The sequence below is a fragment of the Streptomyces sp. V4I8 genome (assembly GCF_041261225.1).
In the GTDB taxonomy this organism is placed as follows: Bacteria; Actinomycetota; Actinomycetes; order Streptomycetales; family Streptomycetaceae; genus Streptomyces.
Genome location: NZ_JBGCCN010000001.1, coordinates 69,944 through 88,140, shown reverse-complemented (window position 1 = coordinate 88,140; position 18,197 = coordinate 69,944). Strand labels below are relative to the sequence as shown.

Here is an 18,197-nt window from a genome sequence, read left to right as displayed (position 1 = left end):
CCGGGCCGGCCTCACTCGTCCTCACCGTCCTGGGGCTGCCGGGCCCGCTGCTGACGAAGCCGCTCTGCGTCGGGCTCGGTCCTGCGCATCAGCTCCTGGAACCGGGCCCGGGCTTCGTCACGGGCGCTGCTGCGAGCGCCGCCCCCTCCGGGGAAGACCGGCCCGGATCTGTCCGGTGCTGGGCTGGCCGGACGCCGGGGCCCACCGCCTCCAAGCCGTGTCGGGGACGTCGGCGGGGTGCTCGGCCGGGGACTGGCTGCAGCCGTGGTCGGAGATGGGGGCGCGCTGGTCCGCGGGGAGGCCGGTCGCGTGCCGTCCGGGGAAGCGGAGGATCCGGTCGGACGCGGAGTCGGTGCCGTGCGGGACGGCAGACGACGGCTGATGAAGGGGCCCATTCCGCCGCTGTCGTCCGTGTGCTCCCGCAGGACACGGGACACGTGACGGCCCGTGTCGGCCCAGGCCCGGCCGTCCTCGCGGACGGTGTTGGCCCAGACCCGCACCTGCTGGCGGGCGTCCTGGGAGTAGCGCGAGCCTCCCGAGCGGGCCCGGCGGACGTTGGCTGGCAGACCGACCGTCGCTCCGTACGCGGTGCGTCCCCCGCAGTGGAGGATGCGGTATCCGCGCAGGCGGACCAGCCGGTTGTGGGCGCGGGTGGACAGCAGGGTGCGGTCGGTGTTCTGGTCGTGCAGTACCTGGCCGGAGTTGCGGTTGACGACCTGGCCCTGCTCGTTGCGGTAGCGGTCAGGCGGGCCGCCGGGCCGGCGCGGACCCGTGCCGCCCGGTCCGCCGTCGCCGCCGTCCGACGGGCTACCGCCCGTGTTCGGGTCGCCGTCGGCGGTGGGCTTGCGCCACTTGGCTAACTGCTCCTTGTCCGGGCGCTTGCCGATCAGTAGCCAGTGCGCGCTCTTCGCGCCGAGCCGTGCTCCCAGCCCGCCCACGGCGGCGGCCGCGGTGAGCGGGGCGAGACCGCGCCCGGCTTCGGCGGTGGCGTCGGCGAGGATGCCGCCGGTGTCCACCGGCATGCCCGCGCCGTCGACGAGGGAGGAGAGTGCGCCCATCAACCTTTGGCGGGTGCCGAGCATCCCGTACCGGCCGCCTCCACCTCCGGTGAGGGCGCGCAGCCCGCCGCCGTAACCGCCCAGGGCGGCGGGGGAGTTCATGGCGAGGGCGGCGCCGAGTTCGGAGGTGTCGCCGGGCAGGTGGGTGCCGCCGACCTTGGCGTAGCGCATCCGCATCGCCATGCGCCGGCCGAAGGACGTGATGCCCACGAGCATCCTGCGGTGCCCGGCCGCGCCCGCTATGGCCAGCACGTCGATCAGCAGGATCCGCTCGACCATCAGGTCTGGGCCATCGGTGATGGTGGCGTCGACGGCGATGCCGAAGGCCGGCACGAACGCGCAGACGCCGACCATGGCGAGGATCGCGATGCCCCACAGGGACAGCCACTTCCACACCGACTGACGGGGCGGACCGGGCAGCATGCCGGCGATGAAGGTGACGGCGCCTGCGGCCGCGGCCGCAGTGCAGATGCCCTGGGTGCCGAGCAGGACGATCGCCGCCGAGAGCAGCATGCCGCAGATGAACAGCGCGGCGAGCAGCAGCAGGAGGGCGCCGCCGATCCGCCACCAGGTGGGCTCTGCGGCATAGGCAGCGCATGCCTTGCCGACATCGCCCGCCTTGTTCATGTCAGCAAGGAATGCGGCGAACTCCCGGTCCTCCTCGCTGACGACCGCATGGGAGGCGTCCAGCAGTTGCCCGCCCGGTGTCAGCGACGGCAGATCGTTCTCATCGCGGGAGTCCGTGCCCTCTCGCAGGCAGTACTCCTTGGCCGGCCCGTAGATCAGGCTGCAGGCGTCCTTACGCTCCTCGGAGGGCTCGCGGTTCGCCTTGTAGCCGCCGATGACCCACTTCAAATGGACGGCGTAGGCCTTGCTGTCGGACTTCTTGGCCGGGGCGAGGATGCGCCCGTACTGCAGCAGCATGTACGGCTTGACAATCAAGGCATTGGTGACCGAGTCCTGCAAGGGCCGGGCGATGTCGGTGGAAGAGACCGGCCGTTCGGCCTCCTGCTCCAGGCACTTGAGCTCGGCGTTGCCGGCCATGCCCTCGCACGGGCCTCTGCTGGCGAGCTTGCCGCCCCAGTTGTAGGAGTTGACGGTCTCCTGGGCGACCTCGGCGGCCACCTGCTGGGACTGGCCCAGCGGGCCGTCCTGGGCCAGAAGAGTGTCGGGGCGGATGAGAGCTGAGGCAGCGATTGCCCCAATGAGCAGGGTCAGGAAGATCTCGCCCAGACCGCGGCCGACCCGGCCGCGTACGATCATGAAGCCTGCGAACACAAACCCCCAGGCCAGCAACAACCCCTTCAACCCCAACGCGTTGACGACCACGTCCGTGTAGATGTCGGCGACCTTCTGCGCCGGCTGGATGAGGATCTTCAGCAACGGGAACCTGAGGGCCACCTCGACCGCCCACCCGGCCAGACCGACCAGCAGCCGGATCAGGGTGAACAGGCCGGCCAGGGCGAAGGCGAGCGACTGGGTCTTGAAGCTGACGATCGAGCCGCCTTCGGCGTTCAGCTCGTAGCCGTTGATCGGCACTCCCTCGGAGGAGGTGATGTCCAGCGGGGCAAGCAGGTCACTGGTCTCGCTGTTGCTGCCCGCCGCGTACACGACCTGGCTGTTGACCAGAACGAACACGCCGGAGAGCAGGACGATGACACCGGCCGAGCGGAGCGTGCCGCGGTCTGGGCGCCACATTCAGGGCCGCCCGTGTCCGGCAGCGCCCCGGCGCCGCCACACGACCATGGCCGCCAGTCCCGCCGCAGGCGGAATCAGCATCCATGCCGCGCTGGCACTGCCCCGAGGGGCCCCGCCCGCAGAGGACAAGGACGTCGCGGAGCGGTGGCCGCGCTCGCAGTACTCTTTGGCCGGGCCAACGATCAGTTCGCACGCATCCTGGCGCGCCGAGGTGGAGCGGGGGTGGCCGGCGGCGAAGGCCTGCCCGGTCCGCGGCCACCACGACTCCGGCACACCCGCCCCCACAACGAGGCCGGGCAGGACGGCCGGGAGCGCGATCACGAGCAGGGTGCTCGCCACGGAGGCGATGCGCCGGGAGCGCGATGAAGAGAAAGACGACGTGGTCATAAGACGTGTTCCTTCGGTCGGGCCGCGTCGGGATCGCTGGAGGCGTGCGCCGTGCTCGCGTTCGAACGGCGGCCCGGTGTGGTGGCGATGGAGGCAGTGATCCGCTCGATGCGGGGGATGACGGCCTTGATCCGGCCCGTGTTCTGCCGCGGGCAGGCCAGCAGGAACTCCCCTTCGCGGCCGCGCTGGCCGACGGGGGACAGGCCGGTGGTCACCAGCCGCAGCAGAGCGTCGTCGTTCGGGTCGAGTCCGACGAACTCCAGACCCCTGCGGGCGCGTTCGCGGTCGGCGGTGCGAGCGAGAGCCCGGTACGCCATCAGCCCGCGGTCGGGGCCGAGTTCGGCGGCGTCGTGGGAGGCGGCGAGCAGGCCGGCGCCGTGCTTGCGGCCGTCGTGAAGGATCTCGTGGACCAGGGCGGTGCCCTCGGCCGACGAGGTGAGCCAGTACAGCTCGTCCGCGACCACGGCGGTGAACCGTTCGGGGTCCTCGAACGCGGTCTGCCGGGCGATGGCAGCGATCAGGTAGAGCACCGCCCGCCCGATCAGGGCCTCCAGCGGCTGCTGGTGCAGGACTTCCGGGTTGTCGAAGGCCGCCTTGGGCGGCAGCTTCAACCCCGCCGTGGTGATCACGATCATGTCGGAGGTGCTGGACGCGTCCAGCCGCACCGGGGGCAGGGTGGGGTCGAACACCATCCGGGCCAGGGAGTTGGTGGCGACGACGCGGACGAGTCCGGCGAGCGCGGATGCCGCGTCCTGTCGCTTGCCTACCTCGGTCCTGGCCATCTCCTCCAGGACCTCCAGCACCCGGCGCATGGAGGGCGCCTCGGTGGCGGCGGCCTTCTCGACGGCGTGGTGCAGGACCTCACCGTTGGTGCTCATAGGACCGATACCGAGCTGCAGGGTGAGGTAGGACAGGGCGTAGTGCCGGCCCTCGGGGCCGTCGAAAATGCGCAGCGGGTCGATGGACACCTCGGCCTGGGCGGCGTCGATGATCTGGACGCGGCCCTTCGCAGCGGTGCGGGCGTAGGTCGCCCACTCGCGTACGGGGGTGCGGTCGATGCAGATCGCGCAGCCGCCGCGCGCCCACACCGCCTCCGCGATCAGCTTCTGCAGGACGCTCTTCCCGGCTCCCAGATCACCGACGATGCCCAGGGAGGCGCTCGCGTCGTGCTTCGGCGCATCCGCCACGTTGATCATGACGGGGCGTGTGGTGCCGCAGTCCAGGTCGAGGCCGAGGAACATGCCATTGGGGTCACCGACCTCACCGATGGTGAAGGCGCCGCCCAATGCCCAGTCCTCCGAGACCTGATGCTGCGTGAACTCCCGCACGACACCTGGCCGGGCGGTGCCCGGCAGCCCGAGCATGAACAGCGCCTCCTGCAGGCCGGCCGGGCGCACGGCCCGGTAGTCGGCGCCGCCGAGCAGCGAGGCCAGGGCCCGGGCACGGGCGTCGCAGATCGCGGCGGTCGGCCCCCACACGGTCAGCACGGTCACGGACTGCACCTCGACCTCGACCGAGGTGCGCGACAGGCGGGCGTCCAGCTCGCCCAGATCGCGGGCGGCATCGGTGAGCGAGGCGGGCATGCCGGTCGGCCGGGCGTCGTACTGGTCGGCCTGGTCGACGAGTTCGTTCCGCTTCCGCCGCACCTGGTCGCGGGCCTTCTCCGCGGGCACGAGCGTGAGGTCGACGGTGTAGTCGACGGGAAAGTCGAGCGTCTCCAGCTGCGCGAACAGGTCGGCGGCATCCGCGCTGACCGCGGGCGGGCACTCGGCGAGCGCCAACTGCGCCTGGTAGCCGGTGCCGGCGTCACACTCGATCTGCAGCCACCGCCTCCGCAGAGGCGAAGCGGTCTTGATCCGCCACCAGGCCTTGCGTCCCGACCGGGTGATCTGGTCGGCGCTCTTGAGCTCGTCGACGTCGTCGAGGTCCGGGTCGATGCCGCCCTCGTGGAGGCGGACCTGCCCGAGATCGGCGTAGCTGGGGGAGTGCAGTACCCCCTCGCGCACGTGCCCGCCGTACAGCTCGCTGCTTTCGGCCTCGGCCAGCAGCGGCTCGTCCATGCCCCGGTGCAGAGAGTGCTGGACCATCCATACGATCTCCGCCGGGCGTGCGGGGCGGAACGCGATCCCGCCGGCGAGCGCGGCCTCCACCCGCGAGGCCTGTTCCTGGTAGGCGGTGACTTCCCGTCGTGCCACGGGTGTCGGTCGCATGCCCAGGGTTGGGGCGATCTCCGCCCATATCGCGCCGAACTGAGCGGCCATCTGCAGGGCGGCGCCCTGAGTCTGGAGCGGGATGGCTAGCCACAGGGTGCGGCGGTGCATTTCCTGCCCGTCCAGCAAATCGAGCGTGGCTTCGACGTTCTCCACCCACGGGTGCGTCTGCCCCGGCGAAATCTCGGCGGGCTCGATGCCCTCGATCATGCGCAGGGCGACTTCCCCCGGATCGACCTGGGCGCACAGGCTGAACAGCCGCGGCGCCCCGGTCAGGGACCGCACCAGATGGGTGATCTTGGCGAGCTGTTCCTCCTCTACGGCGGCCGGCACGTAGGTGCCCTGCACCGTCTCCTCGTAGCGGCCCTGCTCGTCCGGACCCGGGTGCAGCCGGTAGACGGCCCACACGCTTCCGTGCGTCGACCACACCAGGTGCCCTGCGATGTGACGGATCGGCACCCTCACCGCGCACCCCCCTGTTCGGCGAGCGCGAGCAACTGCTGCACACCGGACACCGGCCGTACCAACTGAGCGCCGACGGCCGCCGGCCGACCGACCGCCCGCGACCGTGTCGCCTCCCGGCGCGGCGTACGTTCGGCGGCGGCTCGCGGCTTCCGAGCAGCAGTGAGCGGCGCGGACCGGGCGGTGCCCTCGATGACGAAGCCACCGACTAGGGGGCGGGCGGCGTGGTCGCGGGCCGCGCGGCCGCCGATCCGGCCCCCGCGCGGCTGCCAGAACAGCAGCAGCCAGCCCAGGGCAGCCGAGAGTGGGGCGCGTCCCTTGATCTTCGGACGGCGCACCGCCCATATGCCCAGCAGCCAGGCAGCAATGGGGACGGGCCCCAGCCACGACCACAACGGAATCGTCTTGACCAGAACGAAGCCGCCGACGACGGCGAGGAGGATCTGCGCGGGCGTGAACGGGCCGAGCGGGATACGCCAGTCGGCAATCTTGCCCAGCACCCACGGGTGGCGGCGTGCCGCGGTGTAGAAGCGGCCCATGCGTACAGAGGCGGTGGCGGCGGTGCTCACAGCCAACCCCCGACGCCTGCGGAGTGTTCACGGGCGGCCGGAGGCTCACCCTGCATTATGCCGGGAACGGCGGGTGCAGACTTTGACGGGTTCTTGACCTCGTCCTCGAACATGTCGGCAAGGTCGTTACGCGAGTTGTACAGGCCGAGCGCGATCACCATCAGAATCAGCGCGCCGATCCCGGCCTTCAACGAGAACTTCTGGATCATGATGACGACGACGAGCGCGAGCAGACCGGCCTGCAGGCCCTTGGTCGCCCAGTTCTCGAACATCGTGATCCACGAGTTGCCAAAGTCGTCAAGCTCCCCGGCGAGCAGCACACCGGTCATGACCGGGCACCTCCCGCCTGCGCGGTGCCGGACTCCAGTCCTGCCACTTCCCAGCGTCCCGAGCGGGACTTGAGCGCCAACTCGTACGACAGCGGCCACCGCCCCGAACTGTCGCGGGCCTCCACCTCGGCCATCACCCGCACCCGGGTCCCATCCGCCGGGACGGACTCGGCGGCCGCCTCCTGATCGGCGGCAAGCAACTGCTGGACCGTGACCGTCTGGTACGGGGCAGGGGACACGGGCGCCAGACTCACCCCGGGAGCGAGGTAGCGGTCAACCTCACCGGCCCCCGCCAGATACGCGGCGAGGAACTCCCCAGCCGCGGACGACGCATCACCGTCCGTCGGGACGGTCACCGTGTACGGCGACCGAACCCCCTCGGCGCGGCCAGGGCCGGCCACCACCCCGGGCCCCCCGGACACGGTGAACGCGGCACCGCCCGAGTCAGCGACGACCGGCACCGCGAAGTAGCGCACCGAACCATCGGCGTACTGCGCAGCCAGCGTCACCGACCACGCCTTGCCGGTCTGCTGCGCACTGCGCACCGCCACGACCGACTCCGGCTCGGGCTGCGCATCCGACGCCTCGGGAAGATCAACATCCGGGGCCATTGACTGCGCAAGCCGGGCCTGCGTAGTGCTCTCAGCGCCCGCGCGGCTGCGCAGCCACGCGTCGAGGAACACCGTGGCGTACCCAGACGGGTTGGCCGGCACGGCCGTCTCCACAGTCGTGGTCGGCTTCGTAGAGGGGGCGGCTCGGACCACGGTCGCGGGTGTGGCCACGGCGACGGCCAGTGCGATGGGGCCGGCCGCCACTGCGGCCCACACGCCCAGGTGGCCCAGGCGGACCCGTCGCCGCATCTGCTGCAGCCGAGCCCCCGCGGCGGTTGGAGGAGCAGTGTGCTCCTCCGCTGCCTGCTTGCCAGGAGACATGGTCAAACTCCCAGGTCAGAACGAATGTGTCTGACCTTGAGAAAACCCGCGGGCCCCGACCCGACCACCGACCAGGAAGGCCCGACCACGGTCACGATGGGGACACGAAGTCCATGGTCGGGGTCATGGTCGGCCCGACCACAGACCCGACCACGACATTTCGCACCTCACGGAGTCCCCCTTCGGCGCAGGGGACCGCACGGCGGTCGGGGCGGCCGACGCAGTGGCGCGCGGCAGGATGACCGCTGTGGTTCGGCAGGCCCCGAACTCCTGCTCCGGAAGACTGGGTTTCAGCACGTGAGTGCGCAGCCGGATCACGAGGACCCTGGGCGGGGCTGCGCACTCACCCGCGCACGTCGATTGCGCACGATCCGCGCCCCGGTGCGCAACGGCTGCGCAGCGCCTCCGTCTACGGCTGCGCAGTCGGTTGTGCGCACTGATTGCGCAGCCGGTTTCGGACCGTCTTTCAACGCGGGCCGAGGCCATGGCCGGTCGCCGGACCACCGACGTGGGCGGGCCTCATTGCGTTTCGGTGTCGCCGAGAAGGGCGTCGTGGATCGAGGCAGCCGCAACACGGAACGTTCCGGAGAACGCTCCGCCGGTCGCAGCCAGGGCGGCCTTCTTCGCGAAGTCCTTCCGCTCCGAGGCCCTGTCCCCGGCCTCCTGCGCGGGCCGCGCCGGAGGTTCGCCGGCCGCCGCGCCGGACGGATCCGGGCTGGGGGTGCCCTGCTGCCTACTCACTGCTCCTCCAAGAGCTGGTTCGGAAAGGTCCGCCGTACCGGACAGGGACGGCGATGGGGACGATGGAGAACTCGGGGGTTGGTCACGCAACTCGACGTATCGACGTGCGCGTTCAGCAGATCCGCGTCAGGAAGAGCGCGACGCTGGGACGCGGGCCCTTCACCCACTACGCGTCCGTGTCGGCTTCCGCCGGTCGGGGATCTCGTTCGGCGCCCGACGGCCGGGTACGCAAAAACCCCTGCCGACGTGGCAGGGGCTCGCGTTGAGGCCAGGAGATCAGACCCGAGCCCCCCATTCAAGGTCCGTTCGGATCCGTCTGCGTATAGGAGATTTGGCAGTCCACCGCCTCAGGGCCGTCGCCCACGCGTCGCCCGGATACGAACCCGCTGCAGGCAGCGCGGACAGCTCAGGGCGTTGGCGTACGTCACCGAGCAGACGAATGCCGGGCTGAACCACGTGCCCGACGGCTGGTTGGGCCGACCATGCCCCCGACCAGGGCAGCTCGGCGCGCATGTTGCCGGATCGTGATCGGTGGTCGGGGGCTGTGGCCGCCGCTGTGGTCGGCGGCGGCGGGTGAGCTGCCTGCATGGATCTCACGCACGTCCCCTCGTCCGCAGGCACCAGCCGTCTTGCTCCGACGAGCCGTACGGGCTGCCGCGCGCACAGCGCACTCACGGACGCGCGATGAACGGAGCACGGATCCGCCGCGGCTCGATGGCCGCAGATCAGTTCACCCAGATCGCCAACGGCCTGTTCCGCGACAGCCGTCTCTCCTACAAGGCGAAAGGAATCTTCGGGTACATCAGCACTCACCGGGACGGCTGGCAGGTGACCGTCGCCGGACTCGTCCGCTCCGGGCTTGATGGCCGGGACGCGGTACGCACCGGGTTGCAGGAATTGGAGTCCCACGGCTACCTGATCCGCGAGCGTCTCCGGCGCACGAACGGCACCCTCGGCGAGATCGTCTACTCGATCACAGACCGCCCCACGTTCGTCGATGCCCTGATGGCGGACGCCGCCACGGAGCTCGCTGGGCCGACAGCACCCGCGGACGGCCGAGGCGACTACGGCATGGGAATCCGCCGCGGCGTGATGGCCGGCGATCAGTTCACCCAGATCGCCAACGGCCTGTTCCGCGACAGCCGCGTGTCCTTCAAGGCGAAGGGCCTGTTCGGACTGATCAGCACTCACCGCGAAGGCTGGTACATGACGGTCGCGGACCTGGCCCGCCGCGGCCGCGAGGGCGTGGACGCAGTGACGACCGGGCTGGAGGAACTCGAGCGCTACGGCTTCCTGCAGCGCGACCGTGACCGGAACCCCGACGGCACCCTCGGCTCGGCCACGTACTTCATCACGGACTTGCCCGGCCTGGAAATCACCAGGTCACAACCAGGGTCGGGAAATCCAGGACTGGATAACCCTACGTTGGCTGACCGCCCCACAAAGAACACCATCAGTAAGAAGACCAACACGCAGAAGACCAGCCCCATCCCTCCGTGCGCCCGCGGCGAGCGCACGCGCGGCCGCTCGGCTGCGCTATCGGAGGGGACGGTCGCGCCGGCGCTGCACGACATGGACCCGGGCACCCGGCTGCTGCGGTCGATTGGCGCGGCCCATCCCGAACTGCTGCTGCAGGAGAGGGCCTTGTACGACCAGGGCCGGGTCATGACCGCAATGCTGGACGCCGGCTGGAGCTCTGAGCAGCTGCGCCACGTCATCACCAGCCGCCCGCTGCCGAGCAAGATCCGTACCTCTGTCGACGCGATCGTCGCCGCCCGGTTGCGCTCCGCTCAGCTCTACCCGCCTCCCGTCGCCCGCGTCGACGACATCGACCCGGGCGAACCCTCGTGGACGGAGCAACCCTTCACGACGGGCGCCGCCGACCGCACGGTCTCCCAGGCGCTCACCTACCGGGCGCTCGTCGAGTGCGCGGGTTGCGGCAGGCCCGGCACCGCCCCAGGTGAGGATCTCTGCCCGGCCTGCCTCGACTGGCCACTGTGCCGCACCTGTTTAGGGCCGACTCCCCGCCGCGCTCACCCCGGCGGCGACGGCCGCTGCGCCACCTGCACCGCTGCCCTGACCGACCCACTGGAAGCGAGCACTTCATGACGGACGCCCTTCACACGCCACCCCGGACGGCACCTCAGCCACAGCTCCGTCCCTTCGCCCGCGACCCACGACGGTGGAAGGAAGAACAATCCCGGGCGCTGCAGACCGGCCACCTCTGCCGCGACGCCGCGTGGACCGGCTCATGCGAGCCCGTACTTGTGCACGAGCGCACGGGGTGGGGCTGGCTGACATGGACTGTGCCGGGCGACGGCACCCTGCCCGAGCTCCCTCGACAGATCGGGGTGCTCACCCCCGGCGCAACGCTGGCACAGCGGCTGGCCGTGCGCTGGCTGACCAGGCGCCCCGCCCACCGCATCGCCCTGACCAGTACGAGCCCCGCCTCCCTGCGGTTCTCCGCGGCCGCTGTGGCGGTCATCAGCCTCTTCGCCGCCCTGTTCGCTCTGAGCCACGGCATACCCGCCGACCTTGTGCTGCCGGCGATGGCTCTCGCCCCGCTGCTCACCGAGCACCTGCCCGACCGGATCGACGACCGGGCCCGCGAATACGTCCGCAGCGTCGAAGACGAGTCGGCGTGCCGGTACCTGCAGCGCCTCGCCGCCCTGCACACCTACCTCGTCCAGGCCGCCGCCGACAGCGACCGCTACGAACTGCACCGCTCGGCCGAGATCGGCCAGAACCTGCTGTGGGACGCCGCCGAACTGCTCCAGAACCAGAACACCCGAGAGGCCTCCGCTCGACTCATCGACCGTGAGCGGCTGATGGTCCAACTCGCCGACCAAGTCGCCCACACCCTGGAGCGCACCCGCGCCGAGTCGGCGGCAGGCTCAGCGGACCAGACCCGCGGCGACGAAAGCCCGTTGGGCCCGCTCCCGCCGGGCTTCGAGCCAGCGGCGCGGCCAACACCTACACACCCGGCACTTCACCGATGAAGGGATACCAACCCATGACGCACACCCAGCCCGACGACTCCGTCCGTACCGGTGGCGTCTATCTCCTCTTCGCGCATGAGCCGTACTACCCCGACTGTGGCGCCCAGGAGATCAACGCCACCGTGGTCGCCGCCGCCTCCCTGCTCCACCCCCAGGTGCAGCAGCCCGACGGTGCCAGGATTCACGACCGCCTCACCCAGGGACGCAAGCCGGGCGAGATCATCCCGCTCCCCACCCTCACCCACGAACTGGACGGCGGAGCCAGCTGGCCGAAGGTCGGCGACTGGGAGAAAGTCACCAACGACCTCGTGCACCTCGTCCGCACACGGGAATGCGACGCCCTCAGCCTCGGCCTCCCCGACATCGCGCGCGCCCTCATCTGCACCGGCTCGGACAGTCACGTGCGCACCTCCGACGCCGCAGCCGGCCAGTCCACCACCTACGGGCCGACGGAACGCGCCGCCGTCCTGGCCGAGGTCGACGCGTACCTCGCCTGCCTCGTAGCCGAACAGGACCTCTGGCCGGGCGACGGCCTGCTGTCCCCGCTTATCCACCAGGCCTAAGCCCCTCCCCTTGGCGCGGTGACGGCCAAAGGCAGCGAGGGCCGTTGTCAGAGACTGTTCATACGCTGGTCGCCGCCGTCCCGCGCCACCGGCACCCTCAGGGCGGACCTGGAGGACACCACCGGCCGGTTCGGCGCCGCCGCACTGACGAAGCGGCAGTGTTCCACGGACTGGTGTGCAGCCGACTTGCTGAGTTCGAGCCATGCTCAGGACTTGTGGATCGACCTCGGGTGGGGTGCCTCGTGTGATGCAGAGGGCGTACCTTCCCGAGTGATCGACTCGAGGTCATCGAGCAGGCCCGCGTTGCAGCGCGGGTCGGGAAGGCACGCCCGTGCTGAGCGTAGTTAACGAGGACGGCACCACCGAGACCGGTTCCCTGATCGACGGCATCGTCCGCGAGGGCGCGAGGCGGATGCTCGCCGCGGCCCTGGAGGCCGAGGTCAACCAGTACATAGCCGAGTTGGCAGGCGAGCGCGACCAGGCTGGCCGCCGTCTGGTCGTCCGCAACGGACACCACCGAGAGCGGACCGTGACCACAGCCGCCGGGCCGGTCATGGTGAAGGCGCCGCGCGTAAACGACAAGCGCGTGGACGAGGCGACGGGTGAGCGCAAGCGGTTCTCGTCGAAAATACTCGCGCCCTGGTGCCGGAAATCCCCGAAAGTCGGCGAGGTCCTCCCTCTGCTCTACTTGCACGGACTGTCCTCCGGCGACTTCGTCCCTGCGATGGAACAGTTCCTCGGCTCGGCGGCGGGGCTCTCCCCGGCAACGATCACTCGGCTGACGAAGCAGTGGCAGGACGACCACACCGCCTTCCAGGCCCGCGACCTGTCGGAATCCGACTATGTCTACGTGTGGGCCGACGGCGTCCACCCCAAGGTCCGCCTCGGCCAGGTGCACTCCTGCGTCCTGGTCCTCATGGGCGTGCGCACGGACGGCAGCAAGGAACTCATCGCCCTCGCCGAGGGGCTGCGCGAGTCGACCGAGTCCTGGGCGGATGTGCTGCGTGACTGCCGTCGGCGCGGCATGCGAGATCCCGAACTCGTCGTCGGTGACGGCGCGATGGGCCTCTGGCGGGCCCTCGCGGAGGTGTTTCCGCAGGCCAGGCACCAAAGGTGTTGGGTTCACAAAACCCGCAACGTGATCAACGCCCTGCCGAAGTCGGCCCAGCCCGGCGCGAAGAAGGCCCTCCAGGAGATCTACAACGCCGAGGACCGCGACCACGCGGAGAAGGCCGTCCGTGACTTCGAGGGTGTCTACGGCGCGAAGTGGCCGAAGGCGGTGAAGAAGATCATCGGCGAGGTTGACGAACTCCTCGCGTTCTACGACTTCCCTGCTGAGCACTGGGTGCATCTGCGCACGACAAATCCGATCGAGAGTACTTTCAGCACCGTGAAACTCCGGACCAAGGTCACCCGCGGGGCCGGCAGCGCGGTCGCGGCCCTGGCCATGGTGTTCAAGCTGGCCGAGTCCGCCCAGGCCCGCTGGCGCGCGATCACCGCACCCCACCTCGTCGCTCTTGTCCGCAACGGCGCCCGCTTCAAGAACGGTCACCTCGTCGAACGCCCTGAGGCCACCGCAGCCTGATCACCCTTCACGCACGACAAGCACGGGATCATGAGGCAGGCTGCCGGAATGAGATCTCGAACCGGTGGTATGTGGTGGGGAACTGCGATCGAGGCCCCGGACCCCAGCGGCCTGGCGAAGTTTTACGCCGAACTCCTCGGTTGGCACATCGGGCACGAGGAGCCGGGCACGGCCATCGTCGCCGCCTCCCCGAAAGGGCCATTCTTCGTGTTCCAGCAGGCGGACGCCTATCGGGCTCCGGTGTGGCCTCCGATCGAGGGCGAACAGCGCCCGATGATGCACTTCGACTTCCAGGTCGGCGATCTGGATTCGGCGGTCGCCGAGGCGGTGGCCCTGGGCGCCACGCTGGCGGAGTTCCAGCCGCAGGAGAGCGTCCGGGTGCTCTTCGACCCGGCCGGACACCCCTTCTGCCTGTGCCTGGACGAGGGATGACCGGCTGGATCGCACGTCACTCGATCCACAACTCTTGACAATGACTCGCTGAGTTCTGCGGGGTGTGGAACCGCCATGAGGCGGTTGCTCACCGTACAGAGAGGACGGAGTTCCTCAACCGTTCATGTGGGCTGGGTCATGGTCGAGCACGTGGACCCGTGCTTGAGCGCGGATGTGGGGCCTCGAATGGTTGTACGTACCGGCGGACGATGCGAGTCGGGAGCGGCTGGCGCGGTTGCAGGAGATCGCGGTCGACCGTAGGGGATGATGAGCGGGCCCAGCCGCGGATGGCATGACCCCTGGCGGACTCAGGGCTGCGGTACGAGCCGAACTCGGATGTCCTTCCCGTAGGGCAGCACGATCGTCTGGTCCCGGCCGTGCTGCCAGCCTGGCGACACCAGGAACAGCCGTCCGCCGGACGCCAGCAGCAACCGGAAACCGTGGTAATGGTGGCGGTACATCGCGCTGTCCCCACTCGTGCCGAGACGGGTCGCGGTTACGCCCGAGGGAAGGTCGTCCAGCGGTTCCCTGGTGTCGACGACGACTTCGGGGCGGTCGCCGAGTCCGGCCGCGTCCTCCTCACCCCGGCCCGTGCCGTACGCCCAGGCCAGCTGCGTGGACGCCCAGAACAGGCCGGCGACGCCCAGGGCGATGGCGCACATCACTCCGTTCCTGGCCACGTGCTGCGGCACCAGGGGACGCCCGCGCCGCTGCCCCTCGATCCAGACGCCGTACGCGACCGCCGCCGGGCCGAATGCCAGGGCGAGCGGAGTGGCGCCGATGACCACGCTGGTCTTAGGCGCTTAGACGAAGATGCCGATGAGCGCCCTGGCGATCAGCAGGACGCCGATGAGGATGAAGCCGTACGCGAGGTAGGTCTTCACGTCGGACGCGCTGTCCGTCGTCTCCCGGGAGAGCAGCCACAGGGTATGGGAATGGATTCCCACAAGCAGGAGCACGCCCAGGAAGATCATTGCCGCCGGGACGAAGACGACCTCTAGTCCGTCCAACATCATGTCCTGGTTGGACCGACCGGTCATGTCCGCCGGTACGCCGAAGGAGTCGTACCGGGCGCGGGTGGCGACATAACCGAAGTAGATCAGCAGCGCGGTCGCCAGCGTCGCCGGACCCAACGCCTCCGCGATCCGCCGGACACGGGCCGAGACGGCCTCATGACCGGCGAGTTCGGGCGGCGGAGTGTCCTCGGCTGTCATTCCAGCTCCGCCGAGGGCGGTTCGTCCGGCTGGGGCGGGCTGTCGGGTTCAGGCGGACTGTCCGGCTCCGGCGGACTATCCGGCTCCGGCGGACTATCCGGCTCGGGTGGACTGTCGGGGGCGGGTGGTTCGTCCGGCGTGGGTGGACTGACGGGGGAGGTGTCAGGGTTGGGGTTGGGGCGGGTGCCCGGGACTGTGATGCTCGTGGTGAGGAGCGCTTCGCCCCCCGCCGGGCTCGTGCCGACGATCGACACCGGTTTCTGCGGCTTTGGCGGCGGACCCTGCCAGTCGTCCACCATCTCGCACGGATGGCTCGTGACGTTCAGCGCACCGGAGGGTGGCCGTGGCCACTGCGGCAATCTTGTAGGTGCCCGCTTCAGCGCCTGACGCGAGGACTGCTCCCGCCACGCACTGCTGCTCCGGCTCCAGCGGGAGACCGGCGCAGAAGTTGTTGCTGTAGCGCTCCCGTACCAAGGCGGAGCCGAGCATCGGGTCCGCGGCGATCGGGATGCGCGCGCTGACCGCGGCGGTCTTGTTCATCTGCGCGTACGACAAAGGGCGTGCGTGGTACCGGCCCAGGAGCTCTTCCACGGCAGAGCCGACGGCCCGCGGGCACGGGCTTCGTCCTGCCGGCGGTCGGAGGACTCCCGCCGGAGCCGTGCGGCGGCGCGACGCAGCGTGTGGGAGCGAGGCACCGGCGTTCCGGGCTGCGTATCGCGGGTCATGGGCAAGCTCCGTCGGCTACAGCGCGGGAAGCGGGTCGGTGCAGTCGTCGACGCCGAGGAGGAGCACGTGGTGGCCGACGGACTCGGCGACGCCGTCGGTGACCTTCTCGACGTCGAGGCGCAGCCGGATGCGTCCGGCGCCTTCGCCGTTGCGTTGCAGGTCTTCTTCCAGTTGGTCGTCGATGCGGTCGAGGGCGGCTTCGGCCGCGGGGTAGTCGGCCAGGTCCCGGGCGAGGAGCTGCCGGGTGGCGGTGTCACGGAGCTGGTAGCTGGTGGGCATCTGGATTGTCCTTCGCGGGGTGGGGCGGTCAGGTGGTGGGGTCGGTGAGCCTGCGTGCTGCTTTCACAGCGCGCTCCCAGACGTCGCGGCTGCCTCCGTGCTCGCGGGCGAGAGAGGCGGCGAGCCCCCGGACGTCGCCGCGCTCGCGCAGGGCGGCCAGGGCGATGCTGGCGCGCCGGTCGGCTTCCGATCGGGTCAGCGCGGCCGCGGGGCGATGCGCGAGGGTGTTGCGTACGACGTACTCCCAGGACCTCTGCGGACCGCCGTACTGCACGCTGAGCTCCGCGGCCAGACCCGGGTGGTAGCCGTCGCGATCGATCGCCTCGGCGGCGAACTGCTCGGCGAGCTGCGTGGCGGTGAGCGGCTCACCCTCGGCACGGGCGCTCAGCTCGGCCGCGAGAACCTCCTCGAGGGCCGAAGGCCGGCCCACGGGCGCCTCCTCCTGCGGCCCGGTACGGCGGCCGGCCTTGCCGAGCTTGTCCCCAGTGCGCTTCCGGTCGAAGTCCTGCAGGTCGCCGACGCAGAAGCCGGGGATCATCCGGCCGGTCGGGCCCTCGACCTCGCCGACGGAGTCCGGGAAGTAGCCGGGGTTGTCCTTCACGTACTTGCGGATCGTCGAGGGACCCTGGAAGCCCAGCAGCTGGGCGGCCTTGTTGATGGAGACGACGGACTCCGGGTCGAGCTCGTACAGCTCGGGGTCGGCCTTGAGGACCTTGCTCTGCTTCTCGTTCTGGAACCACGTGTAGAAGTCGCGGAACTGCTTCTCGTCATAGAAGTCGGCGCCGTCGATGCGCTCCTTCTCCGGGTGGCGGTGCTCTTCCGGCTGCTCAAGCCGGATCTTGTACCAGCGGGCCGCGGTGCCGACGCTGGCGCCGGTGAACTCGCGGATCCAGTCGCGGTTGACCACGGCACGGCCGCCGATGACGCGACGCTGCGGGCTCAGGGGCTTGGGCATTGCGTTCTCCGCTTCGGGCCGCGGCCCTATACTTGGGGCCTGCTCTTCTGTGTTCCTCGGGCGCTCACGCGCCGGCGGGCGAGTCGAGTTGGTGAAGGTGGTCGGCGGGACGTTCGGCCGGGGTTGCCGCCCTGGGTCGACACCCCCGTGAGGGGGTGCCTTTCGCCGACCACCGCTTTTTGCCGCCAGTTTCGCGTAATCAATAATGCGCGCTTTAGGGGTGGCTGTCAATCTCGCCGGCGCAGACCCCGCCATGAGTGCGCCCTCCATTCCTGTTCGAAGTGCCCCACCTGCTTGTTCTGGACGTGGTAGGGGGCGGTGACCATCAGCTCCTCCACCGTGGGCAACTCCGTCTCCCGGCGCCGCATCCACGTCCGCACCCGCCCGTAGCGCTCGTCGACCTCGACGGGATAGCCATGCCGCTCCGAGACGGTGCGCAGCCTCCGGCCCAGAGCAGACGCGCGGCCCACGTGAACCCGCTCCACCGAGCGCATCGGCCGCCCGCGGCGGGTGGGATCCGCCTTCGACACCGGCAGGATGCGCCGTACGTGATACAGCGCCCACGGGCAGGCGAGCTCCTCCTCGAAGGCGGCGAGGACGGGCCGGTCGGCGGCCCGGCCGGGGTCGAACTGCTCCAACAGGCTGCGCCGGCCGAACAGCCTCGCCTGTGGATTGAGACTGACCGAGGTGTACTCCAGGCGTAGAACTCGTCCGGCGATGTCCGGGTGGGCACGCATCCGGTCCAGGTGGTCGGCCATGGCGCCCATCGAGACCGGGAAACGACAAGTTATTGAGAATCGAGACAGGAGCGTGACCTTTCGTTCGGTGTAGTTGAGTTCGTCTAACGGGGCTAATGTCCTGACCCTCTGGGCATTTCGGTCGGGTGTCAGTGGTGTCTGTGTAAAGGGGGACGTGTGCCGGGCCGGGTCCGTCCGGACCCGGCCCGGCACACGCGGGTATCAGCGGTGGTCGGTGCAGCCGTCGCACAGGGCGCGGCCGCTGTAGTTCGGCCGGGGCCTGCGGGTGGTGAGCCGGCTGGCGGCCGAGTGGGGGGGCGA

General features: G+C 70.2%; 17 protein-coding genes. 5 read left to right on the top strand and 12 right to left on the bottom strand.

What is annotated here, in order from left to right; all coding sequences use genetic code 11:
- Positions 1–11: 11 nt before the first annotated feature.
- The 7 genes from ABIE67_RS00300 to ABIE67_RS00270 all read right to left on the bottom strand — a co-directional run bounded on the left by ABIE67_RS00300 (position 12) and on the right by ABIE67_RS00270 (position 8,386).
- Positions 12–2,756, bottom strand: coding sequence for a hypothetical protein (locus ABIE67_RS00300; protein WP_370251611.1), 2,745 nt, complete (start codon positions 2,754–2,756; stop codon positions 12–14).
- Positions 2,757–3,143, bottom strand: coding sequence for a hypothetical protein (locus ABIE67_RS00295; RefSeq protein WP_370251609.1), 387 nt, complete (start codon positions 3,141–3,143; stop codon positions 2,757–2,759).
- Positions 3,140–5,818, bottom strand: a complete 2,679-nt coding sequence (locus ABIE67_RS00290; RefSeq protein WP_370251607.1) for an ATP-binding protein — start codon at positions 5,816–5,818, stop codon at positions 3,140–3,142. Before ABIE67_RS00290 ends, ABIE67_RS00295 begins: the two co-directional genes overlap by 4 nt.
- Entirely contained in the window at positions 5,815–6,354 is a 540-nt protein-coding gene (locus ABIE67_RS00285; RefSeq protein WP_370268014.1) for a hypothetical protein, read from the bottom strand. Before ABIE67_RS00285 ends, ABIE67_RS00290 begins: the two co-directional genes overlap by 4 nt.
- Before the next feature lie 26 nt (positions 6,355–6,380).
- Entirely contained in the window at positions 6,381–6,713 is a 333-nt protein-coding gene (locus ABIE67_RS00280) for a hypothetical protein (protein WP_370251605.1), read from the bottom strand.
- Positions 6,710–7,645, bottom strand: a complete 936-nt coding sequence (locus ABIE67_RS00275) for a conjugal transfer protein (protein WP_370251603.1) — start codon at positions 7,643–7,645, stop codon at positions 6,710–6,712. The genes ABIE67_RS00280 and ABIE67_RS00275 overlap by 4 nt, the downstream gene beginning before the upstream one ends.
- A 519-nt stretch (positions 7,646–8,164) precedes the next feature.
- Positions 8,165–8,386 carry a hypothetical protein gene (locus tag ABIE67_RS00270; RefSeq protein ID WP_370251601.1) on the bottom strand — a complete coding sequence of 74 codons (222 nt, stop codon included), beginning with the start codon at positions 8,384–8,386 and terminating at the stop codon, positions 8,165–8,167.
- 684 nt (positions 8,387–9,070) lie between these two features.
- Here ABIE67_RS00270 and ABIE67_RS00265 point away from each other — a divergent pair.
- The 5 genes from ABIE67_RS00265 to ABIE67_RS00245 all read left to right on the top strand — a co-directional run bounded on the left by ABIE67_RS00265 (position 9,071) and on the right by ABIE67_RS00245 (position 13,965).
- Entirely contained in the window at positions 9,071–10,495 is a 1,425-nt protein-coding gene (locus ABIE67_RS00265; protein WP_370251599.1) for a hypothetical protein, read from the top strand.
- Between the two features lie 158 nt (positions 10,496–10,653).
- Positions 10,654–11,385, top strand: coding sequence for a hypothetical protein (locus ABIE67_RS00260; RefSeq protein WP_370251597.1), 732 nt, complete (start codon positions 10,654–10,656; stop codon positions 11,383–11,385).
- A gap of 14 nt (positions 11,386–11,399) precedes the next feature.
- A complete protein-coding gene (locus ABIE67_RS00255; RefSeq protein WP_370251595.1) occupies positions 11,400–11,948 on the top strand; it encodes a hypothetical protein in 549 nt (182 codons plus the stop codon).
- A gap of 331 nt (positions 11,949–12,279) precedes the next feature.
- The gene (locus tag ABIE67_RS00250) at positions 12,280–13,533 is read left to right on the top strand and encodes an IS256 family transposase (RefSeq protein WP_370251593.1); all 1,254 of its coding nucleotides are present in this window, start codon (positions 12,280–12,282) and stop codon (positions 13,531–13,533) included.
- Between the two features lie 48 nt (positions 13,534–13,581).
- Positions 13,582–13,965 (top strand): VOC family protein, encoded by a 384-nt coding sequence (locus ABIE67_RS00245; RefSeq protein ID WP_370251591.1) that lies wholly within the window; start codon positions 13,582–13,584, stop codon positions 13,963–13,965.
- Positions 13,966–14,273: 308 nt separating this feature from the next.
- Here the strand turns inward: ABIE67_RS00245 and ABIE67_RS00240 are convergent, their stop codons facing one another.
- From ABIE67_RS00240 to ABIE67_RS00220, 5 genes are all read right to left on the bottom strand, one after another.
- On the bottom strand, positions 14,274–14,753 hold the full coding sequence (locus tag ABIE67_RS00240; protein ID WP_370251589.1) for a hypothetical protein: 480 nt from the start codon (positions 14,751–14,753) through the stop codon (positions 14,274–14,276).
- A gap of 15 nt (positions 14,754–14,768) precedes the next feature.
- Positions 14,769–15,179 (bottom strand): hypothetical protein, encoded by a 411-nt coding sequence (locus ABIE67_RS00235; RefSeq protein ID WP_370251587.1) that lies wholly within the window; start codon positions 15,177–15,179, stop codon positions 14,769–14,771.
- Between the two features lie 741 nt (positions 15,180–15,920).
- Positions 15,921–16,184 carry a hypothetical protein gene (locus ABIE67_RS00230; protein ID WP_370251585.1) on the bottom strand — a complete coding sequence of 88 codons (264 nt, stop codon included), beginning with the start codon at positions 16,182–16,184 and terminating at the stop codon, positions 15,921–15,923.
- A gap of 28 nt (positions 16,185–16,212) precedes the next feature.
- Positions 16,213–17,139: a hypothetical protein gene (locus tag ABIE67_RS00225; protein ID WP_370251582.1), complete on the bottom strand. Its 927-nt coding sequence runs from the start codon at positions 17,137–17,139 to the stop codon at positions 16,213–16,215.
- A gap of 227 nt (positions 17,140–17,366) precedes the next feature.
- Positions 17,367–17,897 carry a hypothetical protein gene (locus tag ABIE67_RS00220; RefSeq protein ID WP_370251578.1) on the bottom strand — a complete coding sequence of 177 codons (531 nt, stop codon included), beginning with the start codon at positions 17,895–17,897 and terminating at the stop codon, positions 17,367–17,369.
- Positions 17,898–18,197 lie beyond the last annotated feature (300 nt).